This is a genomic window from Streptomyces sp. LARHCF249, assembly GCF_052871255.1.
On sequence record NZ_JBIXJQ010000008.1, the window covers coordinates 249,774 to 272,496 of the forward strand.

Below are 22,723 nucleotides of genomic sequence, written 5' to 3' on the forward strand. Positions count from 1 at the left end.
GAAGCGAAAAGCCCGTGAGGGGTACGAGGAAACCTCGTACCCCTCACGGGACCAACAGGGTGAGTGACGGGACTTGAACCCGCGGCCACCTGGACCACAACCAGGTGCTCTACCAACTGAGCTACACCCACCACGAAGGGCGGCGGACCACCCGTTCGATGTGCAAGCACAGCATAGCCGATCAGAAGGGTGGTCCCGCGACGCGTTATCCGGCGGACCGGCTGCCGGCCGGGGTGGCGGCGGGCTCGGCCGGGGTGGCGGCGGGCTCGGCCGGGGGGCCGTCCGCGCGCCCGGCGGCGTGGGCGACGGCGGCCGAGGCGAGGGCCCGGAGGATCGGGTGCGGCCGCGTCCCGTCCCCCTGCAGCTCGGGCTGGAACAGCGTCGCCAGGAAGAAGGGGTGCCCGGGCAGCTCCGCGATGCGCACCTGGCCGTCCTCGTCGTGCCCCGACAGCCGCAGCCCGTGCGCGGTGAGCGCCGGCAGGTGCCGGGCCGACGGCCCGTAGTTGCAGTGGTAGCGCTCCATCGACCGCTCGGCGCCGAGCGCGGACTCGGCGAGCGAGCCGGGCTCGGCCCGTACGAGGCCCTCGTGTCCGACGAGCGAGCACGCGAGCGGCGCGATCAGCAGGTCCGCGGCCTCCGGGTCGTTCTCGGCGTGCGCGGCATCCGGCAGCCCGCAGACCGTACGCGCGTACTCCAGCAGGGCGTGCTGGAAGCCGCCGCAGGTGCCGAGGAAGGGGATGCCCTCCTCGCGGGCCACCCGGACCGCGGCCAGCGCCCCGGCCTCGCTGGCGTACGGACTCCCGGGCAGCACCCACACGGCGTCGAAGCGGGCCAGTGTCCCGGCGGCGGCCTCCGCCTCGGCCTCGCCGGTGGGGATCCAGTAGGCGTCGAGGACGAGCCCGTCGCGGTGGGCCAGGGCGTCGAGGAGGTGCGGGATCCGGGTGTGGGACTTCACGTGCGGGGAGCGGTCGCCGACGAGCGCGATCCGTGCGGTCTGGGCGGTCTGGGCGGGCCGTGCGGTCTGTGCGGTGGTCATGTGGATCATCCTGGCGGGCGGGTCCGGTTCAGCGCCAACGATTGTTCTTGGTGGCTCGATAAGCAACGCTGATGACCATGGACCCGCACCTGCTCCGCACCTTCGTCACCGTGGCCCGGCTCTCCTCCTTCTCCGCGGCCGCCCGCGAGCTCGGCTACACCCAGTCCGCCGTCTCCCAGCACATCGCCGCCCTCGAAGGCGACCTCCGCACCGAGCTGCTCACCCGCCGGCCCGTCGCGCCGACCCCGGCCGGGACGCGGCTGCTGGAGCACGCCGGACCGCTGCTGCTGCGGCTCGACGCCGCGCGGGCCGACGTGCTGCGGCTGGCCGCCGCGCCGCCCGGCCGGGTCACGCTCGCCGCCTCCCCGCTGGCCGTCGGCCCCGCGCTGCTCGCGGCGCTGCCCGCGACCGGGGTCACCCTGCGGGTGCTGCCCCCGGCGGAGGTGCCCGCCGCGGTCGCCACCGGCGGCTGCGACCTCGGCCTCGTCGACGGCCTCGCCGCGCCCAGCGACCCGCTGCGGCTGCCCGACGTGGCCCCGCTCACCGTGACGGGCGTGGCGGAGGAGGGCCTGGCCGTGCTGCTGCCCGCCGGGCACCCCTTCGCCGGGCGGACCGCCGTCCGGCTGGACGACCTCGCCGACGCGCGCTGGATCGACGCCCCCGGCATCGGGCTCCCGCTCACCGCCGCCCGCTCCGCCCTGCGCTACGACGGCACCGACCTGCTCGCCCTGTGCGCGCTCGCCACCGCCGGGCACGGCCTGGTCCTGCTGCCGCGCCGGGTCGCCGAGGCCGCCGCGGGGGTCGCCGTACCGCTGTCCGTGCCGCGCCTGGTGCACCGTACGGAGCTGCTCTCACCAGGAACTCCGACCGGCGCGGCCGCTGCGCTCGCCGCACGGCTCACGGCAGGATCACCCGTATGACCCACGAACCCGCACCCTTCACGTCCGAGGACTACGCCGCCCGGATGGCCGCCGCCGCGCAGACCGCCGCCGACGCCGGACTGGCCGGGCTGCTGATCGCACCCGGGCCCGACCTGACGCACCTCACCGGCTACCGCCCCACCGCCGAGACCGAGCGGCTCACCCTGCTGGTCCTGGCCGCCGGGCAGGAACCGGTGCTCGTGGTGCCCGCGCTGGAGGCCCCCGACGCCGCCAAGGCACCCGGCGCCGCCGCGCTGACCCTGCGCGACTGGACCGACGGGAAGGACCCGTACGCGGTCACCGCCCCGCTGCTGGACGCGGCCGGACGCTTCGGGGTGAGCGACAACACCTGGGCCCTGCACCTCCTCGGTCTGCAGCGGGAGTTGCCCACCACCTCCTACGCCCCGCTCACCGACGCGCTGCCCATGCTGCGCGCGGTGAAGGACGACCGGGAGCTGGAGTGCCTCGCGGCGGCGGGCGCCGCGGCCGACGCCGCCTACGCGCAGGTCGTCCACCTGCCCTTCGCGGGCCGCCGGGAGACCGAGGTCGCCGAGGACCTGGCCGCGCTGCTGCGCGCACACGGCCACTCGCAGGTCGACTTCACCGTCGTCGGTTCCGGACCCAACGGGGCCAACCCGCACCACGAGGCCGGTGAACGCGTCATCCGGCACGGCGACATGATCGTCCTCGACTTCGGCGGCCTGCGGTACGGCTACGGCTCCGACATCTCCCGCACCGTGCACGTGGGCGAGCCGACCGCCGAGGAGCAGCGCGTCCACGACATCGTCCGCGAGGCCCAGCAGGCCGGGGTGGCCGCGGTCCGGCCGGGGGTCTCCTGCCAGGAGGTGGACCGCGCGGCCCGCGCGGTGATCACCGAGTTCGGCTACGGCGACCGCTTCATCCACCGCACCGGCCACGGCATCGGCGTCACCACTCACGAGCCCCCGTACATGGTCGAGGGCGAGGAGCAGCCCCTGGTCCCCGGCATGTGCTTCTCCGTGGAGCCGGGCATCTACCTGCCCGGCCGGTTCGGCGTCCGCATCGAGGACATCGTGACCGTCACCGGGGACGGCGTGCGCCGCCTCAACCAGGCCCCGCGCGAGCTCGCGATCGTCGAATAGCCGGGGTGGGGCCACGGTCACGGGCCGAGGACGACCGCCGATTCGCCCGGTACGTGGATCCGCCCGTCCGGGCCCGGGTGTCCGAGCGGCTCCCAGGCGGCCAGCACCCGTACCCCGTTGCGCCCGAGCGCGATCGTCACCGGCTCCGGGGAGAGGTTCACGGCCACCCGTACGTCGCCCCGCCGGAAGGTGAGCCAGCGGCGCTCCTCGTCGTGGGCGACCCGGACCGCCGCCAGGTCCGGGTCGCGCAGGTCCGGGTGCGAGCGGCGCAGCGCGACGAGGGTGCGGTACCAGGCCAGCAGGCGGGCGTGGTCCGCCTGATCCGGCTCCGCCCAGTCCAGGCAGGAGCGGTCGCGGGTCGCGGGGTCCTGCGGGTCGGGGATCTCTTCGGCCTTCCAGCCGTGCGCCGCGAACTCCCGCCTGCGGCCCGTCCGTACGGCCTCGGCGAGCTCCGGGTCGGGATGGTCGGTGAAGTACTGCCACGGCGTGCCCGCACCCCACTCCTCGCCCATGAACAGCATCGGCACGAACGGCCCGGTCAGCGCGACGGTCGCGGCGCACGCCAGCAGCCCGGGGGAGAGCGAGGCGGCGAGCCGGTCGCCGAGCGCCCGGTTGCCGATCTGGTCGTGGGTCTGGGTGTAGCCGAGGAAGCGGTGGGCCGGGGTCCGGCGGCGGTCCACCGGACGGCCGTGGCTGCGGCCCCGGAAGGAGGACCAGGTCCCGTCGTGGAAGAAGCCGCGCGTCAGGGTCTTGCCGAGGGCGGCCAGCGGGGCCTGGGCGAAGTCGGCGTAGTACGCCTGGGATTCACCGGTCAGCGCACAGTGCAGGGCGTGGTGGAAGTCGTCGTTCCACTGGGCGTGCAGCCCCAGGCCCCCGTCGGCGCGCGGGGTGACGGTGCGCGGGTCGCACCGGTCGGACTCGGCGATCAGGAACAGCGGCCGGCCGGTCTCGGCCGCCAGCCCGTCCACGGCGGCGGCCAGTTCCTCCAGGAAGGTCAGGGCCCGCCCGTCGGCGAGCGCGTGCACGGCGTCGAGCCGCAGCCCGTCGATCCCGTAGTCGCGCAGCCAGGCCAGCGCGCTGCCCAGGAGGTACGCGCGCACCTCGTCGGATCCGGGTGCGTCCAGGTTCACCGCCGCGCCCCAGGGCGTGTGGTGGGTGTCGGTGAAGTACGGGCCGTAGGCGGGCAGGTGGTTCCCGGAGGGGCCGAGATGGTTGTGGACCACGTCCAGGACCACGCCCAGCCCGGCGGCGTGGGCCGCCTCCACGAACCGGGCCAGCCCGGCCGGGCCGCCGTACGGCTCGTGCACCGCCCAGGGGGCGACCCCGTCGTACCCCCAGCCGTGCCGGCCGGGGAAGGGGCAGACGGGCATCAGCTCCACGTGGGTGACGCCGAGGCCGGTGAGGTGGCCCAGGCGGGCGGCGGCGGCGTCGAAGGTGCCCTCGGGGGTGAAGGTGCCGATGTGCAGCTCGTACAGGACCGCGTCCTGGAGCGGGATCCGCCGGGCCGGGGCTCCCGGCTCGGGGAGGGCCGTGAAGTCGACCACCGCGGACAGGCCGTCGGGGCCGTCCGGCAGCCGCCGGCCGCGCGGGTCGGGCCGCGGGACGGAGGCGCCGTCCAGCAGGAATCCGTACCGGCTCCCGTCGGCGGCCGGGGCCTGCGCGGTCCACCAGCCGTCGCGCTCCGGGTCGCGCGCCATGTCGTACGTCGCGTCGTCGAGTCGCATGGCGACATGACCTGTCAGCGGTGCCCACACCTCGAACTGCACGGACGTTCCCCTCGTCTGCGGCGCTGTTCAGCATGCGTATCCTGCCCATCATTCCGGGCCCGGCGGGGGTGTTCTGGACACTCCGGCCCCGACGGGCCGACAATCACCCTGTGACGTCGAGTTTCGAGTTCCCCGCCTATCCCGTGCCGCGGCTCTCCGACGCCGAGCGCGACCGGGCGCTGGGCCAGCTCAGAGAGGGCGCTGCCCTCGGCAAGCTGTCCCATGACACGTTCCTGCGCCGGATGGAACTCGCCCTGGTGGCGCGCCGTTCCGAGGACCTCGCCGTCCTCACCGCCGACCTCCAGACGCGGGCGGGCCCCGAAAGCCCCTGGACCCGTCGGCTGTTCGGCTGGGTGGGGCGGGTGTCCGCCGTGTCGGTCGGTGTCCGGCGCGCCTGGGCCGCCGAGAAGCTGCCCAAGCTGCTGCTGCCGCACCCCGGCGCGGGCGGCCTGCGGATCGGCCGCGATCCCGGCAACGGGCTGCGGCTGAGCCACGAGACCGTCTCCCGCGCCCACGCGGAACTCAGCCTGCGCGACGGGGTGTGGGTGCTCAAGGACCTCGGCTCCACCAACGGGACCACGGTCAACGGGCACCGCGTGACCGGCTCCGCGGTGGTCCGCGACGGCGACCAGGTCGGCTTCGGGAAGATGACCTTCCGGCTGTCCTCGAGCTGAACCCGGCCCGCCGGCGCGCCCTGTCGTGGTGCAGGGTGGCGGGCATGGAACACATGCCTGTCGTGCGCCGCGCACGCGCCGGGGACCTGCCCCGCCTGGTCGAACTCATGCGGGAGCACATCGCGTACGAGAAGTCGGCGCCCCGGCCGCCCGGCCTCGCCGAGCGGCTCGGGCCGCAGCTGTTCGCCGAGGACACCCCGGGGGCAGCCCCGGCGGTGGCCGGGGGACTGTGGGTGCTCCTCGCCGAGACCCCGGACGGCGAGGTCGCCGGATACGCCGCCTGCTCGGCCGAGTTCTCCTTCTGGGACGCCGGCCACTACCTGCACATGGACTGCCTGTACCTGACCGAGGACGCCCGCGGCCACGGGCTGGGCGCGGCCCTGATGGACGGCGTGCGGGGACTGGCGCGCGAGCTCGGCCTGGGGCAGGTCCAGTGGCAGACCCCCGACTGGAACGAGGGTGCGATCCGGTTCTACGACCGGCTCGGCGCCACCGGCCTGCCCAAGCGCCGGTACGGCCTGCCCGTGGCCCCCGCCGGGTCGTGAGCGGGGCTGTCCGAGCCCGGGCGCCCCATCGGTCCCCGCCGGACTACCGCTCGGCCGCCACGAGCCGCTCGTAGGCCGCCAGGACGGTCCGGGACTGGTGTTCCACCTGGGTGGCGACCGGGACCCAGCGGGCCCGGAAGCGGCCCGCGAAGTCCTCGCACCAGCCGGTGACCAGCCGGTCCAGACCGGGCGCCGACGGGTGGCCCTGGGTGCGCAGCACCCGCAGCAGCATCGCGGCGGCGCGCAGCGACAGGCGCCGCCCGAATGCGTCGATGCTGGCGACGTACGCCGAGGTGGCCTCGGCGGGGGCCTCGTCGCCGGTCCACTCGGCGGTGATCCGGGGGATCAGCGCGAGCGTCCAGTCCACCGCGCGCAGCAGGGGCGCCGCAGCCGCGTCCTCGTACGGCAGGGGGCCGCGGCGGATCCCGTCCCGTGCGGCGGCCACGCGCGCGGTGTCCTCGCCGAGCCGCGCGGCCAGCATGCGCAGGGCGCCGCGCGGGTCGGGGTGCGGGGTCGGGTCGTCCACCAGGTCGGAGGCCCACATGGGCACTTCGACGATCGCGGTGGTGCCGGCGTACCGGTGGGCGTGGTACCAGGTGCTGAGCCGGGTGTCCTCGGGGTGGAAGGCCCCGGCGGCCTCGCTCCCCGGCTGCGGGATGACGAAGATCCCGGGCCCGGGGGAGGGCCAGCCCGCGGCGTCAGAGGCCCCGTTCTCCACCGGGATGCGCAGCTCGGCGGCCGATTTGCCGAAGGGCTCGGCGAGGCCGGGTATGTCCCGCGTGAGCTGGACCCAGGAGCCGCCGAGGTCGGTGGCGTGCAGGGACACCTGGAGGACGGGCCGCAGCTCGTCGATGAGCGCGGTCAGGGCCAGGGTCTCGGGCGGCAGCCGGTCCGGGGGCAGTAAGGACGGCGCCCACTCGGGTTGTTCGGGGCCGGGGGGCCGGAAGAAGTGCCGGTGGTAGTCGAGGAGCGAGTACGGGCGGGGCGTGCGGTGCAGGTCCGCGCCGTCGGGATCGGCGCAGAGCAGGAAGTGCCAGCCGCAGCCGGTGCGCGGGGCCGGGGTGCGCAGGAGCCGCCGGGCGAGGGAGAGGACGGTGGCGCCGCCGACGGGTTCGTTGGCGTGGGCCCCGGCGACCACGAGGACGTCCCGGCCCGCCGTGGTCCGGCTGGTGGCCGTGACGGAGAGCACCCAGAGGGGCTGCCCGGCCCGGGAGGTGCCGGCCTGGCGGAGGCGGACCTCGGCGGGGTGCTCGTCCGCCAGGGCGCGGGCGGCCAGTGCGAGCTCGTGCGGCGTGGGGTAGCACATGTCTCGGAGGAGGGTCACAAGGGATGCCATGCCCGCAGCGCCGGGCCCCTACTGCTGCGCAGCCCCCGCAGTTCCCCGGACCCCGGCCCGGCCCCGCCCCAAACCCCGGGGCGGAGTCTGAGGGGGCCGCGCGGAGCCCGGGTCAGGGGGCGCTGAGCAGGAGCGTTACGGGGGAGGCGGACAGGAGGAGGGCGAGGTCCGCCTCGGTTTCGTACGGGCTTGCGGGCAGGCGGCCCACGTGGGGGGTCCAGCGGCCCGGGGGGAGGGGCAGGGCCGTGCCGCGCCAGCCGCCCGAGCGGGCCAGGCGGTGCGAGAGGCGGGTGGCGACCACCAGCAGGCCCGGGGAGCGGGCGAAGGCCAGGCAGTGGTCCGCCGCCGGGCCCCGGGCGGAGAGGGGGGTGTACCCGGCGAACAGTCCCGGCCGGTCCCGGCGCAGCCGGAGCACGGCGGCCGTGAGGGCCAGTTTCTCCTCCGCCGCGCCGTGCGGGGCGGCTCCCGCGTCCAGCCGGGCCAGCGCCTCCCGGGGGAAGCGGACCGGGCGCCGGTTGTCCGGATCGACCAGGGCGCGGTACTCCGTCTCGGCGCCCTGGTAGACCTCCGGCACGCCCGGCATCGCCAGGTGCAGCAGGGTCATGCCGAGCAGGTTGGCCCGGGCCGCCTCCGCCAGCTCCGGCGGCAGCTCCAGGGGGCGCGGCGCGTAGCCCGCCACGGTCGCCTCGTACGCCTCGTCCCGCTCCGTCCAGCTGGTCCGCAGGGCCGCCTCGCGGACCCCCTTGAGCAGGGCGTCCGCCAGCCGCGGCACGGCCTGCGGGACCTCACCGAGCCCCAGCGCCGTCTGCCGGGCCGCCCACGCCAGCGCCGGGTCGGGGCCGCCGGTGCCGTCCATCGGCTCCGGGGCCTGCGACAGCACCGAGATCCTGGCCCGGACGTCCGCGCTGCGCTTGGTGTCGTGCGTGGACAGCACCGTCCCGGACCGCGGCCACTCCCGCTCCAGGCGGTCGCAGTACGCGTGGAACTCCGCGGCCGACACCGCCGGTTGCCCGGGGTCCCCGCCGACCTCGGTGGCCGACAGCAGCGGCGCGTACCGGTAGAAGGCCCGGTCCTCCAGGGACTTGGCGCGCAGCGCGGCCGAGGTCTGGGCGAAGCGGGCCGCGAAGGCGGGGTCCCGCAGCAGCAGTTCCCGTACGCCGGCCACCGCCCCCGGACCGGCCGCCGCAGCGGCCCGCTCCACGGCCCGCGGATCCGGTCCGGCCCCGCCGGGGTAGGGCCGGTAGACCGGATAGGCGATCAGCAACTCGCGTACGGCGGGCGCGAGTTCCGCCCCGGCGAGGCGTTCCAGCGTGGCCAGCTCGGCGGCCAGGTCGCCGGTCAGTACCTCCCGCGCGCACGCCTCCGCCGTCCGCTCCCACTCCGGTAGTCCGGTGAACTCGCGGTAGCGGTCAGCCAGTTCGGCCGACCCGTCCGGGTCGGTGAACACCCCGTCCACCCGCTGCAGCGCGTCGTACCCGGTGGTCCCCGCCACCGGCCAGGCGGACGGCAGCCGCTCCTCCCGCGCCAGGATCTTCTCCACCACCACCCAGCAGTGCGGCCCCGCCGCCGCCCGCAGCCGCCGCAGGTACTCCTCGGGGTCCGCCAGCCCGTCCACGTGGTCGATCCGCAGCCCCTGCGCCACCCCGTCCCGGACCAGCTCCAGTACCTTGGCGTGGGTGGCCGTGAACACCTCCGGGTCCTCCACACGGACCCCGATCAGGTCCGAAATGGTGAAGAAGCGCCGGTAGTTGAGGCCGGTCCGGGCCTCCCGCCACCAGGCCGGCCGGTACCACTGCGCGGCCAGCAGCTCGGGCAGCTCCAGCCCCGACGTCCCCTCCCGCAGCGGGAACTCCTGCTCCCCGTAGCGCAGCACGTGCCCGTCGACCGCCAGCTCGCAGGACTCCACCGGCCCGGCCAGGACCGGCAGCAGCACCTGCCCGCCGCCCGCCTCCCAGTCGATGTCGAACCAGCGGGCGAACGGCGAGCCCGGCCCCTCCCGCAGGACCTCCCACAGCGGCCGGTTCAGCCGCAGCGGCGCCGGCACCGCCATGTGGTTCGGCACGATGTCGAGCACCAGCCCCAGTCCGTGCGCCCGGGCGGCCGCGCCCAGCGACCGCAGGCCGCCCTCGCCGCCCAGCTCCTCGCGCACCCGGGAGTGGTCGGTGACGTCGTACCCGTGCGCCGAGCCGGGCACCGCCTCCAGCACGGGGGACAGGTGCAGGTGCGACACGCCGAGCGAGGAGAGGTACGGTACGGCTGCCTCGGCCGCCGCGAAGGGGAATTCCGGACGCAGCTGGAGACGGTAGGTCGACGCCGGAGTGACAGGTGTCGGAACATCAGATTCCGATTGGATGACTGACCGCGGCAGGCTCATGAGAACGTACGTACCCAGCCAGGCGGATTCCGTGCCATTACCCCATGCATACGAGTGACTGCGCCAGGTTAGCGTTCCTCAAGTGGTTGGAACCGTCAACACCTATCGAAGAGTCATCGCCCTGACCGGGCCCCTTCTCCCCCTCGTCTCCTTCTTCGCCCGACTGCCCGTGGCGATGTCCCAGTTCGGCAGCGTGGTGCTGGTCGCCCAGACCAGCGGCTCGATCGCCGCCGGCGCCATCGTCGGCGGCACCCTCTCCGCCGGCCAGGTGGTCTTCGGACCCGTGCTGGGCCGGCTCGCCGACCGGCACGGCCAGCGGCCCGTCGTACTGGCCGCCGCCGCGGTCAACGCCGTCGCGACCGCCGCCCTGGTGGCCGGGGCCCTCGGCCACCTCGCCACCGCACCGCTCGCCGCCGTCGGAGCCGTCGCCGGTGCCTCCATCCCGCTGATCGGGCCGCTCGCCAGGACCCGCTCCGTGGCCCTGGCGCACCGGGCCGAGTCCGGGGAGGGCGTGGTGGGCGCCGTCCACTCGCTCGAAGGCACCCTGGACGAGGTCTCCTTCGTCCTCGGCCCGGCCCTCGTCGGACTGGCCTCGATCGTCGCGCACCCGGCGGCCGCCCTCGGCGGGGCCGCCGTCCTCGTCGCCGTCTTCGGTACCGCCTTCGCGCTGCACCCGACCGCCGCCGTCACGGCCGGAGGCCCCGCGCGGGCCCGTACGAAGGACCGCCGGGTCCGCCGGCCGATCGTGGTGCACGCCGTCCGCGGCTCCCTCGCCCTCCAGGGCGCCATGTTCGGCGCCTGCCAGGCCGGGATCGCCGCGCTCACCCTGCGGCTGGGCGTTCCCGAGCAGGCCGCCGTCGTGTACGCCGCCATGGGCGTCGTCAGCGCCGTCGTCGGCATCTCGCTCGGCGCGCTGCCGGCCCGCATCGGGCTGCGGCTGCGCTGGCGGGTGGCCACCGGCGCCGCACTGGTGTTCTCCGTGCCGCTGCTGTTCACCGACACGCTGTGGCCGCTGTACCTGGTCGTCACGATCCTCGGCGCGGCCTACGCACCGCACCTGATCACCGCGTTCGCGCTCACCGAGCGGGTCGTGGAGCCCGCCCGGCTCGCCGAGTCGATGGCCTTCGCCGCCAGCTCCCTGGTCGCCGGGCAGGCCCTCGCGCTGCCGCTCTCCGGACGCCTCGCCGAGTCCTACGGGCCCGCCGCGGCCTTCGCCGTGGCCGTGGGGGCTGCCGCGCTCTGCCTGGCCCTCGCCCTCCTCACCCGGGTGCCGGCCGCACGCACCCACGGCAAGGCCGTCATCCCGGCGCGGCAGACCGGCTCCCCGGCGCGGCCGACCGGCTCCCCGGCGCGGCCGACCGGCTTCCCGGCCGGGGGCGAGAGCTCCGCCTACGCCGGGCGCTGAAGGACCACCAGGCACCGTCCTGTCAGCGCCACCCGGTCCCCGGCCGCGTACTGCGGTCCGGTTCCGGGTGGCAGTACCTCCGGCCGCGCCGTGTCCACCACCAGCCGCCACTGCGCACCGTGCCCCGCCGGAACGGTGAACTCCTGCGGATCGGCGCCCGCGTTGAACATCAGCAGGAACGAGTCGTCGGTGATCCGCTCCCCGCGGGTCCCCGGCTCGGAGATCGCCTCCCCGTTGAGGAACACCGTCAGCGCCCGCGCGTGCTGCGCCTGCCAGTCGCGGGCCCGCATCTCCTCGCCGTGCGGGGTGAACCAGGCGATGTCGGAGAGCTCGTCGTGCGTGCCCTCCACCGGCCGCCCGTGGAAGAACCGGCGCCGCCGGAACACCGGGTGGTCGCGGCGCAGCCACACCATCCGCCGGGTGAACTCCAGCAGCGAGGGCGCCTGTTTGCCGGGCTCCGGCCAGCGCACCCAGGACAGGTCGTTGTCCTGGCAGTACGCGTTGTTGTTGCCGCCCTGCGTGCGGCCGAACTCGTCGCCGTGGCTGAGCATCGGCACGCCCTGGGACAGCATCAGCGTCGCCGTGAAGTTGCGCATCTGCCGTTCGCGCAGCTCCAGCACCTCGGGGTCCTCGGTCGGCCCCTCGACCCCGCAGTTCCAGGACCGGTTGTGGGTCTCGCCGTCGCGGTTGCCCTCCCGGTTGGCCTCGTTGTGCTTCTCGTTGTAGGAGACGAGGTCGTGCAGGGTGAAACCGTCGTGGCAGGTGGTGAAGTTGATCGATGCCAGCGGGCGCCGACCGTCGTCCTGGTAGAGGTCCGAGGAGCCGGTCAGCCGCCCCGCGAACTCCGCCAGCGTGCGCGGCTGCCCGCGCCACAGATCCCGTACGGTGTCCCGGTACTTGCCGTTCCACTCGGTCCACAGCGGCGGGAAGTTGCCCACCTGGTAGCCGCCCTCGCCCAGGTCCCAGGGCTCCGCGATCAGCTTCACCTGGCTGACCACCGGGTCCTGCTGGACCAGGTCGAAGAACGAGGACAGCCGGTCCACCTCGTGGAACTGGCGGGCCAGCGTCGCCGCCAGGTCGAAGCGGAAGCCGTCCACGTGCATCTCGGTGACCCAGTACCGCAGCGAGTCCATGATCAGCTGGAGCACGTGCGGGGACCGCATCAGCAGCGAGTTTCCCGTGCCGGTGGTGTCCATGTAGTGCCGGGGATCGTCCGCCAGCCGGTAGTACGAGGCGTTGTCCAGCCCGCGGAAGGACAGCGTCGGGCCCAGGTGGTTGCCCTCGGCCGTGTGGTTGTAGACCACGTCCAGGATCACCTCGATCCCCGCCTCGTGCAGGGCCCGCACGGCCGACTTGAACTCCAGCACCTGCTGGCCGCGGTCACCCGAGGCGTAGCCGTTGTGCGGGGCGAAGAAGCCGATGGTGTTGTAGCCCCAGTAGTTGCTCAGCCCGTCGTTGACCAGCCGGTGGTCGTTGACGAACTGGTGCACCGGCATCAGCTCCAGCGCCGTCACCCCGAGCTTGGCCAGGTGCCCGATGACCGCCGGGTGCGCGAGCGCCCCGTACGTGCCGCGCAGCTCCTCGGGGAGGTCGGGATGGTTCATCGTCAGACCCTTGACGTGGGCCTCGTACAGCACGGTGTGGTGGTACTCGTGTCGCGGCGGCCGGTCGTTGGCCCAGTCGAAGTACGGGTTCACCACGACCGAGCTCATGGTGTGCGGTGCGGAGTCCAGGTCGTTGCGGGAGTCGGGCCGGCCGAAGTGGTAGCCGTACACCGCCTCGTTCCAGTTGACCTGGCCGCTGATGGCCCGCGCGTACGGGTCCAGCAGCAGCTTCGCCGCGTTGCAGCGCTGGCCGCGGTCGGGCTCGTACGGTCCGTGGACGCGGAACCCGTAGCGCTGGCCCGGCATGACCCCCGGCAGGTACGCGTGCCGGACGAAGGCGTCCGTCTCGCGCAGTTCCACGGCGGTCTCCGAGCCGTCGTCGTGGAGGAGGCACAGCTCGATGCGTCGGGCGGCCTCGGAGTAGACCGCGAAGTTGGTCCCGGCGCCGTCGTAAGTGGCGCCGAGCGGATACGCCTGTCCCGGCCAGACCTGCATAGATAACGACTCTTCCCATCCTGCTCCGGCTGATCCGGCTGGACCACGTCACTGCCAGATCTTCCCCGAAAGAGGGGCCTCACGCGTGGACTTGGGTTGCTCCCTCCGGGTGACCCGGAGAGCTGATATGCGGGTCGGACGACTGTGCGGCCATCGGATAATGGGTCAACGGGCAGCCGGTGTACGGGCCATCGGGCTGCATCGGGCCGCGCGCGCGGAGTACCCTTCCGTGATCACTGGAGACGGGCGTCCAGACGCAGAAGGCGGTGCACGGGTGAGCTCGGGAGGTCTGGAGCTGCCCCCTGGTGACAGCGGTCACGAGGGCGGCCCCGCGGACGCACCGTCGGCGGGGGTCGCGGCCGGGGCCGTGTCGCTGGCCCCGCAGGCGGCCGGGAGCGCCCGGGCCGGCGCCGAGCTGGACTGGGGAGCGGAGGCCTGGAGCGAGGTCCGTACGCGGGCCCAGCGGGCCGGCCGTGCGTACATCTGGCTGAACCTCATCGAACAGCGGCTGCGGTCGGTGGTCGGAGCGGTGCTGCGGCCGATCTACGAGCCGGTGCACGGCGGGGACGACTGGGTGGTGGCGGCCGCCGGGCCCGCCGGGCAGGAGTGGGTGCAGCGGGCGGTGGCCGTGCGCGAGGTCAGCCGGCGCAAGGGGTACCTGCTCGACTCGGCCGACGACAACGTGCTCAGCTTCCTGACGCTGCCGCAGCTGCGCGAGCTGATGGTCCAGCACTGGCCCTGCTTCGAGCCGTACTTCGACGACCGGCGGGAGATCGAGCTGGCCCTGGACGAGCTGGAGGTCACCCGCAACGTCGTCTCCCGCAACCGGGCGCTGTCCCGCCCGGTGCTGGAACAGGCGGAGCGGGCCTCGGCGAGGCTGCTGGAGGTGCTGGGCGGGGGCTCGGGCAGCCCCTCGGCCGACCGGCTGCCGATCGACGCCGTCGAGGACCTGGTGGGCGACCGGTACGCCGACGTCATCTCGGTCCACCCGGACCGGGTGCGCCTGCAGCGCCAGCTTCCGGCGGAGGACCTGTTCGGCGGCGCGCGGCGGCTGGACGCCATCGGCATAGGCCTCAACCTGCTGGTCCAGAACTTCTCGGGCCGAAGACTCGTCCGGCTCACGGAGGCCGGCTGCCGGGTGCGGCTGCTGTTCCTGAACCCGGCGAGCAGCGCCGTCAAACGGCGCGAGCGCGAGCTCGGCCTGCGCAAGGGCGAGCTGAGCCGCTCGGTGGAGATGAACATCCTGCACGTCCGCCGGGTCCGGGCGGGCCTGCGGGACCCCTCGCGCTTCGAGATCCACGTCTTCGACGAGACCCCCCGCTTCACCGCCTATCTGGTGGAGGGGCAGTCCTCCGGGATCGCGGTGGTCCAGTCGTACCTGCGCCGGGCGCGCGGCATGGAATCGCCCGTCCTGGTCCTGCGCGGCGGCGGCCGCGGCGTGCCGAAGGACGCCGACCACGGACTGTTCGCGACGTACCGCGAGGAATTCGAATCGGTGTGGGAGGACTCCCGGCCGGTGTCGTGACGCCCGGCGTGTCGCCGTCGTGCCAGCGGCGTGTCGCCCTCCCCCCGCCGCGCCCCCGGGGGCCGGCCTGTCAGTGGCCCGTGGCAGGCTGAAAGCCGTTGACCGAAGCTGTACGGGGGGAAGGGCGCGTGATGGGGGACTGGCACGGCGGTGTGCTGATCGGGTTCGACCTGGAGACGACCGGCACCGAGCCGGGGGAGTCGCGGATCGTGACGGCGGCGGTGGTCGAGGTGCGGGGCGGCGAGGTGCGCGAGCGGCGCGGCTGGCTCGCGGACCCGGGGATACCGATTCCGGAAGGGGCCTCGGCGATCCACGGGATCAGCACGGAGCGGGCCGTCGCCGAGGGCCGCCCGGTGCGGGAGGTCGCCGAGGAGGTCGCCCGGGCGCTGGTGGCCCACTGGCGGGGCGGGGCGGTGGTCGTCGCCTACAACGCGGCCTTCGACCTGACCCTGCTCTCCGCGGAACTGGCCCGGCACGGGCTGCCGTCGCTCGCCGACCGGCTGGGCGGGGCGGCGACCGGGCCGGTGGTGGACCCGCTGACCATCGACCGGGCCGTCGACCGCTACCGGCGCGGCAAGCGCACGCTGGAAGCGGTCTGCGGGGTGTACGGGGTCACCCTGGACTCCGCGCACGACGCCGGGGCGGACGCCCTGGCCGCGGTGGAGGTGGCGCGCGCGATAGCCGCGCGCCACCCCGAAGTGGCCGCGCTCACCCCGGCCGACCTGCACGCCCGCCAGGGCACCTGGCATGCCCGCTGGGCCCGGGACTTCCAGTCCTACCTCCGCCGCCAGGGCACCCCGGACGCGGTGATCGACACCGCCTGGCCGCTGCGCGGCCTGGTCCCGGCGGTCGGCTGACCGCGTCTGCGGGGCGGGTCGGAGGCGGACGTCAGGGGCGGACGTCAGAGGCGGAAGGCGGACGGGTCGATCGAGGCGAGGCGCTTCACCAGGGCGGGTACTCCCAGGCCGCGGTCCTCGCGGTGCTCGACCGCCCGGAGGGCCGGGATGACCAGGCGGGCGCCGGGGTAGCGGACCGGTTCCGGGGGGATCCAGCCGCCCGGCGGGCGGGTGAAGGCCGAGCCCGACCATTCGTCCTTCGTGCCCAGCACGAGGGAGGCCAGCACCTTGGCCATCAGCCGGGAGGGGCCCACCCCGTCCCCCGAGTAACCCGTGGCGTAGCAGACTCCGGGCACGGACTTCAGCCAGCCGGCGAAGGGCAGCGAGGTGGTCGAGTATTCGACGGGGGCGGTCCACGCCGAGTCCACCGGCGCGTCGGCGAGCTCCGGGAAGAGCCGGCCGAGCTGGCGCCGCAGCTCGGCGGGGCGCAGCGGGTCGCCCCACAGGGTGTCCGCCCCGCTCTGGCCGAAGGCCACGCCGGAGCCGCCCTTGCCGAAGAGCAGCCTGCCGTCCGGGGTCGTGCGGTAGTAGTTCAGCCTGCGGCGGGAGTCGCAGACCGAGGTGCGCCCGTCCCAGCCGAGCGCCTCCAGCCGCTCCGGGACGGGCTCGGTCAGGACGGTGTCGCTGGCCACGGTCACCATCCGGCGGCCGAGGTCCTCCAACTGCCCGGCCCAGGCGTTGATGGCCAGCACGACCCGCTCGGCGCGGACCCGCCCGTAGGGGGTGTGGGCGGTGGTGGCTCCGCCGGGCGCGCCGCGCAGCGCGGTCAGCGGGGTGCGCTCGTGGACGCGGACGCCCGCCTCGATCGCCACCCGGCGCATGCCGCGCGTCAGCTTGGCGGGCTGGAGCGTGGCGCAGCCCGGGTCGAGGACACCGCCGAAGTGGTTGCGGGTGCCGACCGCCCGGCGGGACTCGGCGGCGGACACCTCGTGCAGCGGCTCCGTCCCGGCCCGGCGCAGGTCCTCCAGGGTCTGCCGCCACGCCCCGCGCTGGGCCGGTGAGGAGGCGGCCCACAGCCACGGACCGCGCGTGTACTCGACGTCGATGCCGTGGTCCTCGGTGAAGGCCAGGATGTCGTCGACGGCCCGGGCGGAGGCCTCGCCCAGCCGGCGCGCCTCCTCGGGCCCGCCGATCGCGACGAGGCTGCTGAACCGGGCCCACATCGGCATCAGATAGCCCGCGTTGGCGCCGCTGGCGCCGCCGCCGCACACATCGGCCTCGATCAGCACGATGTCCGTGCCCGGTGCCCGCCGCAGGATCTCCAGCGCGGTCCACAGGCCGGTGAAGCCGCCGCCCACGACGAGGACGTCGCAGCGCACCTCGTCCAGCAGCTGGGGTGAGCGCCCGTCGTCGGGTTCGGCGCGCAGGGCCTCCCGCAGCCAGCCGGTGCGCCGGGCCGGGGGCGGGGTGTCGGGGCGGGGCCAGGTGCCGGCCAGGACGAGATCGGGATCGGTCACGGGTACGGGTCTCCACGGTCGGTGCGGTGTGCGTCCATGCGGTGGACTGGGTCAGTTCTGGCGGGCGCGGGCGGCCCGGCCGGCGGTGTCCAGGTGCTCCGCCGCCGTCAGCAGGTCGATCCGCGAGCTCACCCCGTAGGTCTTGAACAGCTTCCGGAGGTGGTAGTTGACGGTGTGCGGGGACAGCGCGAGCCGCCGGGCGATCTGCTGGTTGGTGAGGCCCTCGCGCACCAGCCCCACCAGTGCCCGCTGCTGCTCGCTGAGTTCCGGTCCGGCGGGCGGCGCCTCGGCGAGCCCCGCCGTCGCCCGCAGCGCCGCCGCCTCGCGCTGGAGGGAGAGGCGCAGCGAGTCGGGCATGGAGTCCGAGATCAGCCGGCGCAGCAGCGGGTTGGAGAACACGGCCCGGCCGCCGTCGCTCCGCACGACGCCGGTCGCCGCCACCTCTTCCAGGGCGGGGAGCAGGGCGGAGACCGAGGTGCGCAGCATCAGCGCCAGGTCCTCGTAGACCACCTCGCACCCCAGGAGGGAGGCCACGCACAGCAGTTGGCGGCAGCCGGGGGAGAAGCGCTCCAGGGTGGCCCGTACCCGGGTGGCCAGGCGGGCGGGGAGCCGCGAGGTCAGCAGCCGGACCTCGTCGTCCACGGTCTCCAGGGAGCCTTCCTCCTGGAGACCGGTGAGCAGTTCGATCAGCAGCCGCGGGTGCCCGCCGGCCTGGTCGATCAGCTGGACCAGGGCCGGTGCGGGCGGCGCGCCCAGCAGGTCGTGGGCCAGGCTCAGCGAGGGGGACGGTCCCAGCGGGCCCAGCGACAGCCGCTCGCTGCGGCCCGTGAGGCCGGCCGGCAGGGCCGGTCCCTCGCCGGGCCGGTGGGCCACCAGCCAGACCACGGGGTCGCCGCCGGGCCGTTCGCGGGGGGCGAAGGGCATCCGCGGCGGCCCGTCCACGGAGCGTCGGGTGTCGTCGACCAGCACGAGGACGGGCCCCGCCGGTGCGTGGCAGCGGCCGGGCCGGCCGCGGGTGTGCCGGGCCGGCGGGGTCCGGCGCCGCGGGTGGCGGGGGTCCGCCCACGGGTCGGGGTGGTGTCCGGTGTAGCCCAGGCCGTCGGCGAGGAGGGCGGCTTCCCGCAGCAGCCGGGTCTTGCCGATGCCGGGCATCCCCTCGATCGACAGGACGGCGGGGCCGGAGCGGCGGCCGTACTCCAGCACTTCGCGGATGAGCCGCATCTCCCGCTCGCGCCCGCGCAGCGGCATGTGGGTGAGGGTGCTGTTCATATCGAGCCGCCGTAGCGGCGTACGCCGACGGTGTGGAAACGCGCGGACACGAAGGAGGTGTCGCAGTACACCGCGTTTCCCGACGGGTTCATGCCCGTGCCGTGCAGATCGGAGTAGACGGCCGACTGGGAGATGTACCAGTCGCCCATCAGGTTCGCGGACAGCATCACCCCGGCCTCGGCGCAGGCCTGTTCCATCGCCGCTTCCACCTCGGGCGACGTGGAGTACAGGCCGACGGACAGCGCGCCGCACTCGCGGGTGGTACGGGAGACCAGCGCGACCGCGTCGGCGACGGAGTCCACCGCGACGGCGAAGACCACCGGGCCGAGCCATTCGGTGAGCAGCGTGTCCCGGTCGGCGGACCGGTTCGCGTCGAGCGTCACCACGGCCGGGGTGCGGATGACCGCCTCCGGGTGCGCCGGGTCGCGTACGGCGCGGGAGGGCACGGCCACGGTCCCGGCCTCGCCGGCCATCACCCGTTCGAGCCGCTCCAGGACCGGGGGTCCCAGGAGCGCGCCCAGGATGCCGGCGGCCGCGGAGTCGTCGGCGAGCAGCGCGGTGAGGGCGGCCCCGAGGTCGGCGACGATCTCCTCGTAGGTCCGGTGCCCCTCGTCGGTGCTGATCCCGGCGCGCGGGATCAGCAGGTTCTGGGGGCTGGTGCACAGCTGCCCGCTGTAGAGGGAGACCGAGAAGGCGAGGTTGGCGAGCATGTCGCGGTAGTCGCCGGTCGATTCGACGAGCAGGGTGTTGACGGCGGAGCCGGCGGTGAAGACGCGGGCCTGTCGGGCGTTGTCCTCCAGCCAGTCGCCGAAGGCGGTGCCGCCCGCGTAGTCGACGAGGCGGACCTCGGGGCGGGTGGCCAGCCGGCGTGCCAGGCCTTCGCCGGGGTGTTCGGCCGCCAGGCACACCAGGTCGGCCGGGAAGCCGGCCTCGGCCAGCACCTCGCGGGCGATCCGGACGGTGAGCGCCAGCGGCAGGACGGCCGACGGGTGCGGTTTGACCAGGACGGGGTTGCCGGTGGCCAGTGAGGCGAAGAGGGCCGGGTAGCTGTTCCAGGTGGGGAAGACGCTGTTGGCGATGACCAGGGAGACGCCCCGGGGCACCGTCTTGAAGGTCTTGGCCAGGGTGACGGCCCGGCCCTCGCCCCGGGGCTTGCGCCAGACCGAGGCGGCCGGCAGCCGGGTCTGTTCGGCCAGCGCGCAGGCCACCGCCTCGAGACCGCGGTCCTGGGCGTGGACGGCCCCGGCGTGGAAGGCCATCAGGAAGTTGTGGCCGCTGGTGTGCACGGCCGCGTGGGCGAACTCGGAGCTGCGGGCGTTGATCCGGTGGAGGATCTCGGCGCAGACCGCCGCCCGGGCCTCGGGGCCCGCGTCGCGCCAGGCGGGCAGCGCGGCCTGCATGGCGGGCAGCAGGACGCCGGGGTCGCAGTGCGGGTAGGAGATCTCCAGCGGACCGCCGTACGGGGAGCGCTCGCCGCCGGTTTCCGGGGCGGGGCCCACGGTGCCGTCGAGGCCGGGCTGGCCGAGCTCGAAGGGCCGGCCGAGGAGCTTGCGGAAGGCGGCCTCGCCGGCGGCTTTCGCGCCCGGGCCGTAGGCCTGCGGGTCCTCCGGGTCCTCCGCGTACGGCGACCAGTGCTCGCGGGTGCGGATCACTTCGCGGGCCCGCCGCAGCGTGCTGCCGTGCCGGGCGGCGAATCGGGTCAACGCGCCGCCGTCGGCGCGGGTTTCGGGAACGGGAGGCCGCACGGTGTGCGCCATGGTCCTCATCCTTTGTCGAACGGTCGGGGTCGGCGGTCGGGGTTGGCGGCCCGGCCGCCGGCCGGGGTCGGTCCGCTCCCGGGTCGCCGCGTCCGGAAAGCCTCGGTGGTCACGCTAATTCGGCTGGTTCGCACCCACGGCGGAGTCAGGTCACGCAGGGAATTGACGGACCGTTCACACGGCCGCGCGGCAAAACGGCGTCGCGACGGAGGTCCGGCCCGCGGGCGGAAGCGAGGAAATCCGGGCCGGATCTGGGGCGTTGGGCACGCCCGCCGAGAAGACGGGTCAAACTGTGACGATGGCCATATCCCGCACAACTTGCTGCTATGAGCCACCATCTGGCGGGTTATCACCGCTCGCCGCCTCTCGGCGGGCGTGCCAACTGGCTTGTTCTGTACGGCCTCCTCGGCGGCTGCACCCATTACGCAGGCCGGGAGGCCCCGGCTCGCGCGACTACTCGGTGATCGGCCGCAGGTACCGGTCGAGCGCCGTGTCGGGCAGCACCCGCGCCAGCACGCTCACCTTCCGGGCGTCCGGACCCACCCGGTAGCGGGTCCTGGGCCGCCGGGCCGTCAGGGCCTGGCGGACCGTCTCCGCGAAGTCCTCCGGACGGGTGGGGCTCTCCCGCGCCTGCCGCTCGTTCTGGTGCAGGAACCGGTTGAAGGGGATCCGGTACAGCTCGGCCAGCTGCTCCGGCACCCCGTCCATCGCGGCCCGCGCGACGTCGGAGACCTTGCCCCAGATCGGCGTCATGATGGCGCCGGGCTGCACCAGGGTGACGTCCACCCCCTGCGGCGCCAGCTCCCGCCGCAGTACGTCGGTCAGGGCCTCCTTGGCGAACTGCGCCGCCGCGTACGCCCCGAGGAACGGGATCGCCACACTGCCCAGGCCCGAGGTCACGTTGACCACCCGGCCGCGGGTGCGCCGCAGCAGCGGCAGGAACGCCTGGGTGACGGCGAGCTGCCCGACCACGTTGGTGTCCAGCTGCTCGCGCAGCCGCTCCGGCGAGACGCACTCCAGCGGGGCCGAGACGCAGATGCCCGCGTTGTTCACGAGCCCCCACAGGCCGTCCTCGCCCACGTCGGCAGCGACCCGTTCGGCGGCCGCGGCCACCGACTTCCCGTCCGTCACGTCGACCAGCACCGGGACGATCCGGCCGTGCGCGCCGGCCTCGGCGAGCGCCAGGCCGTCGGCCTCCTTGCGGACACCGGCGAACACCCGGAAGCCCGCCTCCTCCAGCTGGAGCGCGCAGACCCGGCCCAGGCCCGAGGAGGCCCCGGTGACGAGTACGGAACGGCCGCGCGGGGACAGGGCGGCGCGCTGCGAAGCGGCTGACACGAGATCTCTCCTACGGGAAGCGGGGGCGCTCATCCGGCCACCGCCGGGAAGGTGAGGGCGTCCTCCAGCGTGCGGGTGAGCCTGGCCTGCGGAATGAACCGGAAGTACGCGTCCCGCACCGGTCGGCGGAACGGGTCCTCGGACTGCTCGAAGGAACTGATGCCGCGCGAGGCGGCCACCATCCCCCGGGTCCGCTCGCGGCGCTCGTCCTCGTACCGGCGCAGGGCCCGCGGCAGGTCGGGCGTGCCCTTCAGGGCCCGCCCGAGCACCACGGCGTCCTCGATCGCCATGCCCGAGCCCTGGCCGAGACTCGTGAGCATCGGGTGCGCGGCGTCCCCCAGCAGGGTCACCGGCCCCCGGCCCCAGCGCTCCAGGAACGCCCGGTCCCGGGAGGGCACGGCGATGATCGACTCCTCGGGGGTGGCCAGGATCGCCTGCCGCACCTCGTCCGCCCAGCCGTCGTAGGCGTGCAGGATCTCCGCCTTGCCGCCCTTCCAGTCCCGCGAGAGCTCGGCCGGCATGTTCTTGGTGCCCCACCAGTACAGCCTCCCGGCGCCCATGTCCACGAGCCCGAAGCGCTTGCCGCTGCCCCAGAAGTGGGTCACCGAGCCCGGGGTGAAGCGCGGGTGCGAGAACGGCACCACCGCGAGCCAGCAGATGTAGCCGCTGTCCTGCGAGTCCTCCGGCCCCACCAGCTGCCGGCGGACCGCCGAGTTGAAGCCGTCGGCCCCGATCAGCACGTCCCCCTCGGCGGTGGTCCCGTCGTCGAACGCGACCCGCACCCCGCCGCCCGGCACCTCCTCCGTCTCGAACCCGGTTGCCGCCGCGCCGAAGTGCAGCGGGATGCCCTCCGCCGCCTCCAGCAGCGACTGCTGGAGGTCCGCCCGGGTGATGAGCACACTGGGCACCCCCAGCCTGCCGATGATGTCCGGGAAGGGGAACTCCCGGATCAGCCGGCCCGAGGCCGTCTTGACGTGGTAGGAGCGCAGGGCCTCCCCGCGCTTCTCCAGGTCGATCCCGACGCCCAGCGAGTTCAGCGCGCCCACCGCGTTGCTCATCACCGAGAGGCCGGAGCCCGCGGCCCGCAGCTCGCCCGCCCGCTCGTGCACCTCGACCTCGAGACCCGCCTCGCGCAGTGCGACGGCGGCGGTGAGGCCGCCGATCCCCGCGCCGATCACCAGGGCCTTCTTGCGGTCTGTCATCCG

General features: G+C 74.7%; 17 protein-coding genes and 1 tRNA gene. 7 read left to right on the top strand and 11 right to left on the bottom strand.

Annotated elements, in window-relative coordinates:
• Positions 1-58: 58 nt before the first annotated feature.
• Positions 59-131 (bottom strand) — tRNA-His (locus tag ACIPUC_RS24445).
• A 74-nt stretch (positions 132-205) separates the two neighbouring features.
• A complete protein-coding gene (locus tag ACIPUC_RS24450; RefSeq protein WP_446592135.1) occupies positions 206-1,036 on the bottom strand; it encodes a CTP synthase C-terminal region-related (seleno)protein in 831 nt (276 codons plus the stop codon).
• Between the two features lie 77 nt (positions 1,037-1,113).
• Between ACIPUC_RS24450 and ACIPUC_RS24455 the strand changes: the two genes are divergently transcribed.
• Positions 1,114-1,956 (top strand): LysR family transcriptional regulator, encoded by an 843-nt coding sequence (locus tag ACIPUC_RS24455; RefSeq protein ID WP_446592278.1) that lies wholly within the window; start codon positions 1,114-1,116, stop codon positions 1,954-1,956.
• The gene (locus ACIPUC_RS24460; RefSeq protein ID WP_446592136.1) at positions 1,953-3,077 is read left to right on the top strand and encodes a M24 family metallopeptidase; all 1,125 of its coding nucleotides are present in this window, start codon (positions 1,953-1,955) and stop codon (positions 3,075-3,077) included. The genes ACIPUC_RS24455 and ACIPUC_RS24460 overlap by 4 nt, the downstream gene beginning before the upstream one ends.
• A 17-nt stretch (positions 3,078-3,094) precedes the next feature.
• On the opposite strand, the gene treZ is transcribed toward ACIPUC_RS24460, so the two are convergent.
• Entirely contained in the window at positions 3,095-4,843 is a 1,749-nt protein-coding gene (treZ, locus tag ACIPUC_RS24465; RefSeq protein ID WP_446592138.1) for a malto-oligosyltrehalose trehalohydrolase, read from the bottom strand.
• A 110-nt stretch (positions 4,844-4,953) separates the two neighbouring features.
• On the opposite strand from treZ, the gene ACIPUC_RS24470 reads away from it, so the two are divergent.
• Entirely contained in the window at positions 4,954-5,517 is a 564-nt protein-coding gene (locus ACIPUC_RS24470; protein ID WP_446592139.1) for an FHA domain-containing protein, read from the top strand.
• Positions 5,518-5,561: 44 nt separating this feature from the next.
• Positions 5,562-6,062, top strand: a complete 501-nt coding sequence (locus ACIPUC_RS24475) for an N-acetyltransferase family protein (RefSeq protein WP_446592141.1) — start codon at positions 5,562-5,564, stop codon at positions 6,060-6,062.
• A 43-nt stretch (positions 6,063-6,105) separates the two neighbouring features.
• On the opposite strand, the gene ACIPUC_RS24480 is transcribed toward ACIPUC_RS24475, so the two are convergent.
• The gene (locus ACIPUC_RS24480; protein WP_446592279.1) at positions 6,106-7,386 is read right to left on the bottom strand and encodes a M14 family zinc carboxypeptidase; all 1,281 of its coding nucleotides are present in this window, start codon (positions 7,384-7,386) and stop codon (positions 6,106-6,108) included.
• Positions 7,387-7,510: 124 nt separating this feature from the next.
• Positions 7,511-9,772 (bottom strand): malto-oligosyltrehalose synthase, encoded by a 2,262-nt coding sequence (gene treY, locus ACIPUC_RS24485; protein WP_446592142.1) that lies wholly within the window; start codon positions 9,770-9,772, stop codon positions 7,511-7,513.
• Positions 9,773-9,854: 82 nt separating this feature from the next.
• On the opposite strand from treY, the gene ACIPUC_RS24490 reads away from it, so the two are divergent.
• Complete coding sequence (locus tag ACIPUC_RS24490; protein ID WP_446592144.1) at positions 9,855-11,177, top strand: MFS transporter; 1,323 nt, start codon at positions 9,855-9,857, stop codon at positions 11,175-11,177.
• On the opposite strand, the gene glgX is transcribed toward ACIPUC_RS24490, so the two are convergent.
• On the bottom strand, positions 11,162-13,276 hold the full coding sequence (gene glgX / locus ACIPUC_RS24495) for a glycogen debranching protein GlgX (protein ID WP_446592145.1): 2,115 nt from the start codon (positions 13,274-13,276) through the stop codon (positions 11,162-11,164). The two genes, ACIPUC_RS24490 and glgX, sit on opposite strands and share 16 nt — an antisense overlap.
• Positions 13,277-13,550: 274 nt before the next feature.
• Between glgX and ACIPUC_RS24500 the strand changes: the two genes are divergently transcribed.
• Positions 13,551-14,801 carry an SAV2148 family HEPN domain-containing protein gene (locus ACIPUC_RS24500; RefSeq protein ID WP_446592146.1) on the top strand — a complete coding sequence of 417 codons (1,251 nt, stop codon included), beginning with the start codon at positions 13,551-13,553 and terminating at the stop codon, positions 14,799-14,801.
• Between the two features lie 131 nt (positions 14,802-14,932).
• On the top strand, positions 14,933-15,658 hold the full coding sequence (locus ACIPUC_RS24505; protein WP_446592148.1) for an exonuclease domain-containing protein: 726 nt from the start codon (positions 14,933-14,935) through the stop codon (positions 15,656-15,658).
• Between the two features lie 44 nt (positions 15,659-15,702).
• On the opposite strand, the gene ACIPUC_RS24510 is transcribed toward ACIPUC_RS24505, so the two are convergent.
• The 5 genes from ACIPUC_RS24510 to ACIPUC_RS24530 form a co-directional block, all read right to left on the bottom strand.
• Complete coding sequence (locus ACIPUC_RS24510; RefSeq protein WP_446592150.1) at positions 15,703-17,154, bottom strand: FAD-dependent oxidoreductase; 1,452 nt, start codon at positions 17,152-17,154, stop codon at positions 15,703-15,705.
• A 51-nt stretch (positions 17,155-17,205) separates the two neighbouring features.
• Entirely contained in the window at positions 17,206-18,423 is a 1,218-nt protein-coding gene (locus tag ACIPUC_RS24515) for a LuxR C-terminal-related transcriptional regulator (protein WP_446592152.1), read from the bottom strand.
• A complete protein-coding gene (gene paaN, locus ACIPUC_RS24520) occupies positions 18,420-20,180 on the bottom strand; it encodes a phenylacetic acid degradation protein PaaN (protein WP_446592153.1) in 1,761 nt (586 codons plus the stop codon). Before paaN ends, ACIPUC_RS24515 begins: the two co-directional genes overlap by 4 nt.
• Before the next feature lie 453 nt (positions 20,181-20,633).
• Positions 20,634-21,518, bottom strand: coding sequence for an SDR family NAD(P)-dependent oxidoreductase (locus ACIPUC_RS24525; RefSeq protein WP_446592157.1), 885 nt, complete (start codon positions 21,516-21,518; stop codon positions 20,634-20,636).
• Positions 21,519-21,547: 29 nt separating this feature from the next.
• Positions 21,548-22,720, bottom strand: a complete 1,173-nt coding sequence (locus ACIPUC_RS24530; RefSeq protein ID WP_446592159.1) for an FAD-dependent monooxygenase — start codon at positions 22,718-22,720, stop codon at positions 21,548-21,550.
• Positions 22,721-22,723: the final 3 nt, after the last annotated feature.

Excerpts from the sequence above, each read along its gene's own strand:
- ACIPUC_RS24455 (WP_446592278.1), top strand. The coding sequence starts at position 1,114 with ATGGACCCGCACCTGCTCCGCACCTTCGTCACCGTGGCCCGGCTCTCC.
- ACIPUC_RS24515 (WP_446592152.1), bottom strand. The coding sequence starts at position 18,423 with ATGAACAGCACCCTCACCCACATGCCGCTGCGCGGGCGCGAGCGGGAG.
- ACIPUC_RS24530 (WP_446592159.1), bottom strand. The coding sequence starts at position 22,720 with ATGACAGACCGCAAGAAGGCCCTGGTGATCGGCGCGGGGATCGGCGGC.
- ACIPUC_RS24460 (WP_446592136.1), top strand. The coding sequence starts at position 1,953 with ATGACCCACGAACCCGCACCCTTCACGTCCGAGGACTACGCCGCCCGG.
- ACIPUC_RS24505 (WP_446592148.1), top strand. The coding sequence starts at position 14,933 with ATGGGGGACTGGCACGGCGGTGTGCTGATCGGGTTCGACCTGGAGACG.
- treY (WP_446592142.1), bottom strand. The coding sequence starts at position 9,772 with ATGAGCCTGCCGCGGTCAGTCATCCAATCGGAATCTGATGTTCCGACA.
- glgX (WP_446592145.1), bottom strand. The coding sequence starts at position 13,276 with ATGCAGGTCTGGCCGGGACAGGCGTATCCGCTCGGCGCCACTTACGAC.
- ACIPUC_RS24450 (WP_446592135.1), bottom strand. The coding sequence starts at position 1,036 with ATGACCACCGCACAGACCGCACGGCCCGCCCAGACCGCCCAGACCGCA.
- ACIPUC_RS24475 (WP_446592141.1), top strand. The coding sequence starts at position 5,562 with ATGGAACACATGCCTGTCGTGCGCCGCGCACGCGCCGGGGACCTGCCC.
- paaN (WP_446592153.1), bottom strand. The coding sequence starts at position 20,180 with ATGGCGCACACCGTGCGGCCTCCCGTTCCCGAAACCCGCGCCGACGGC.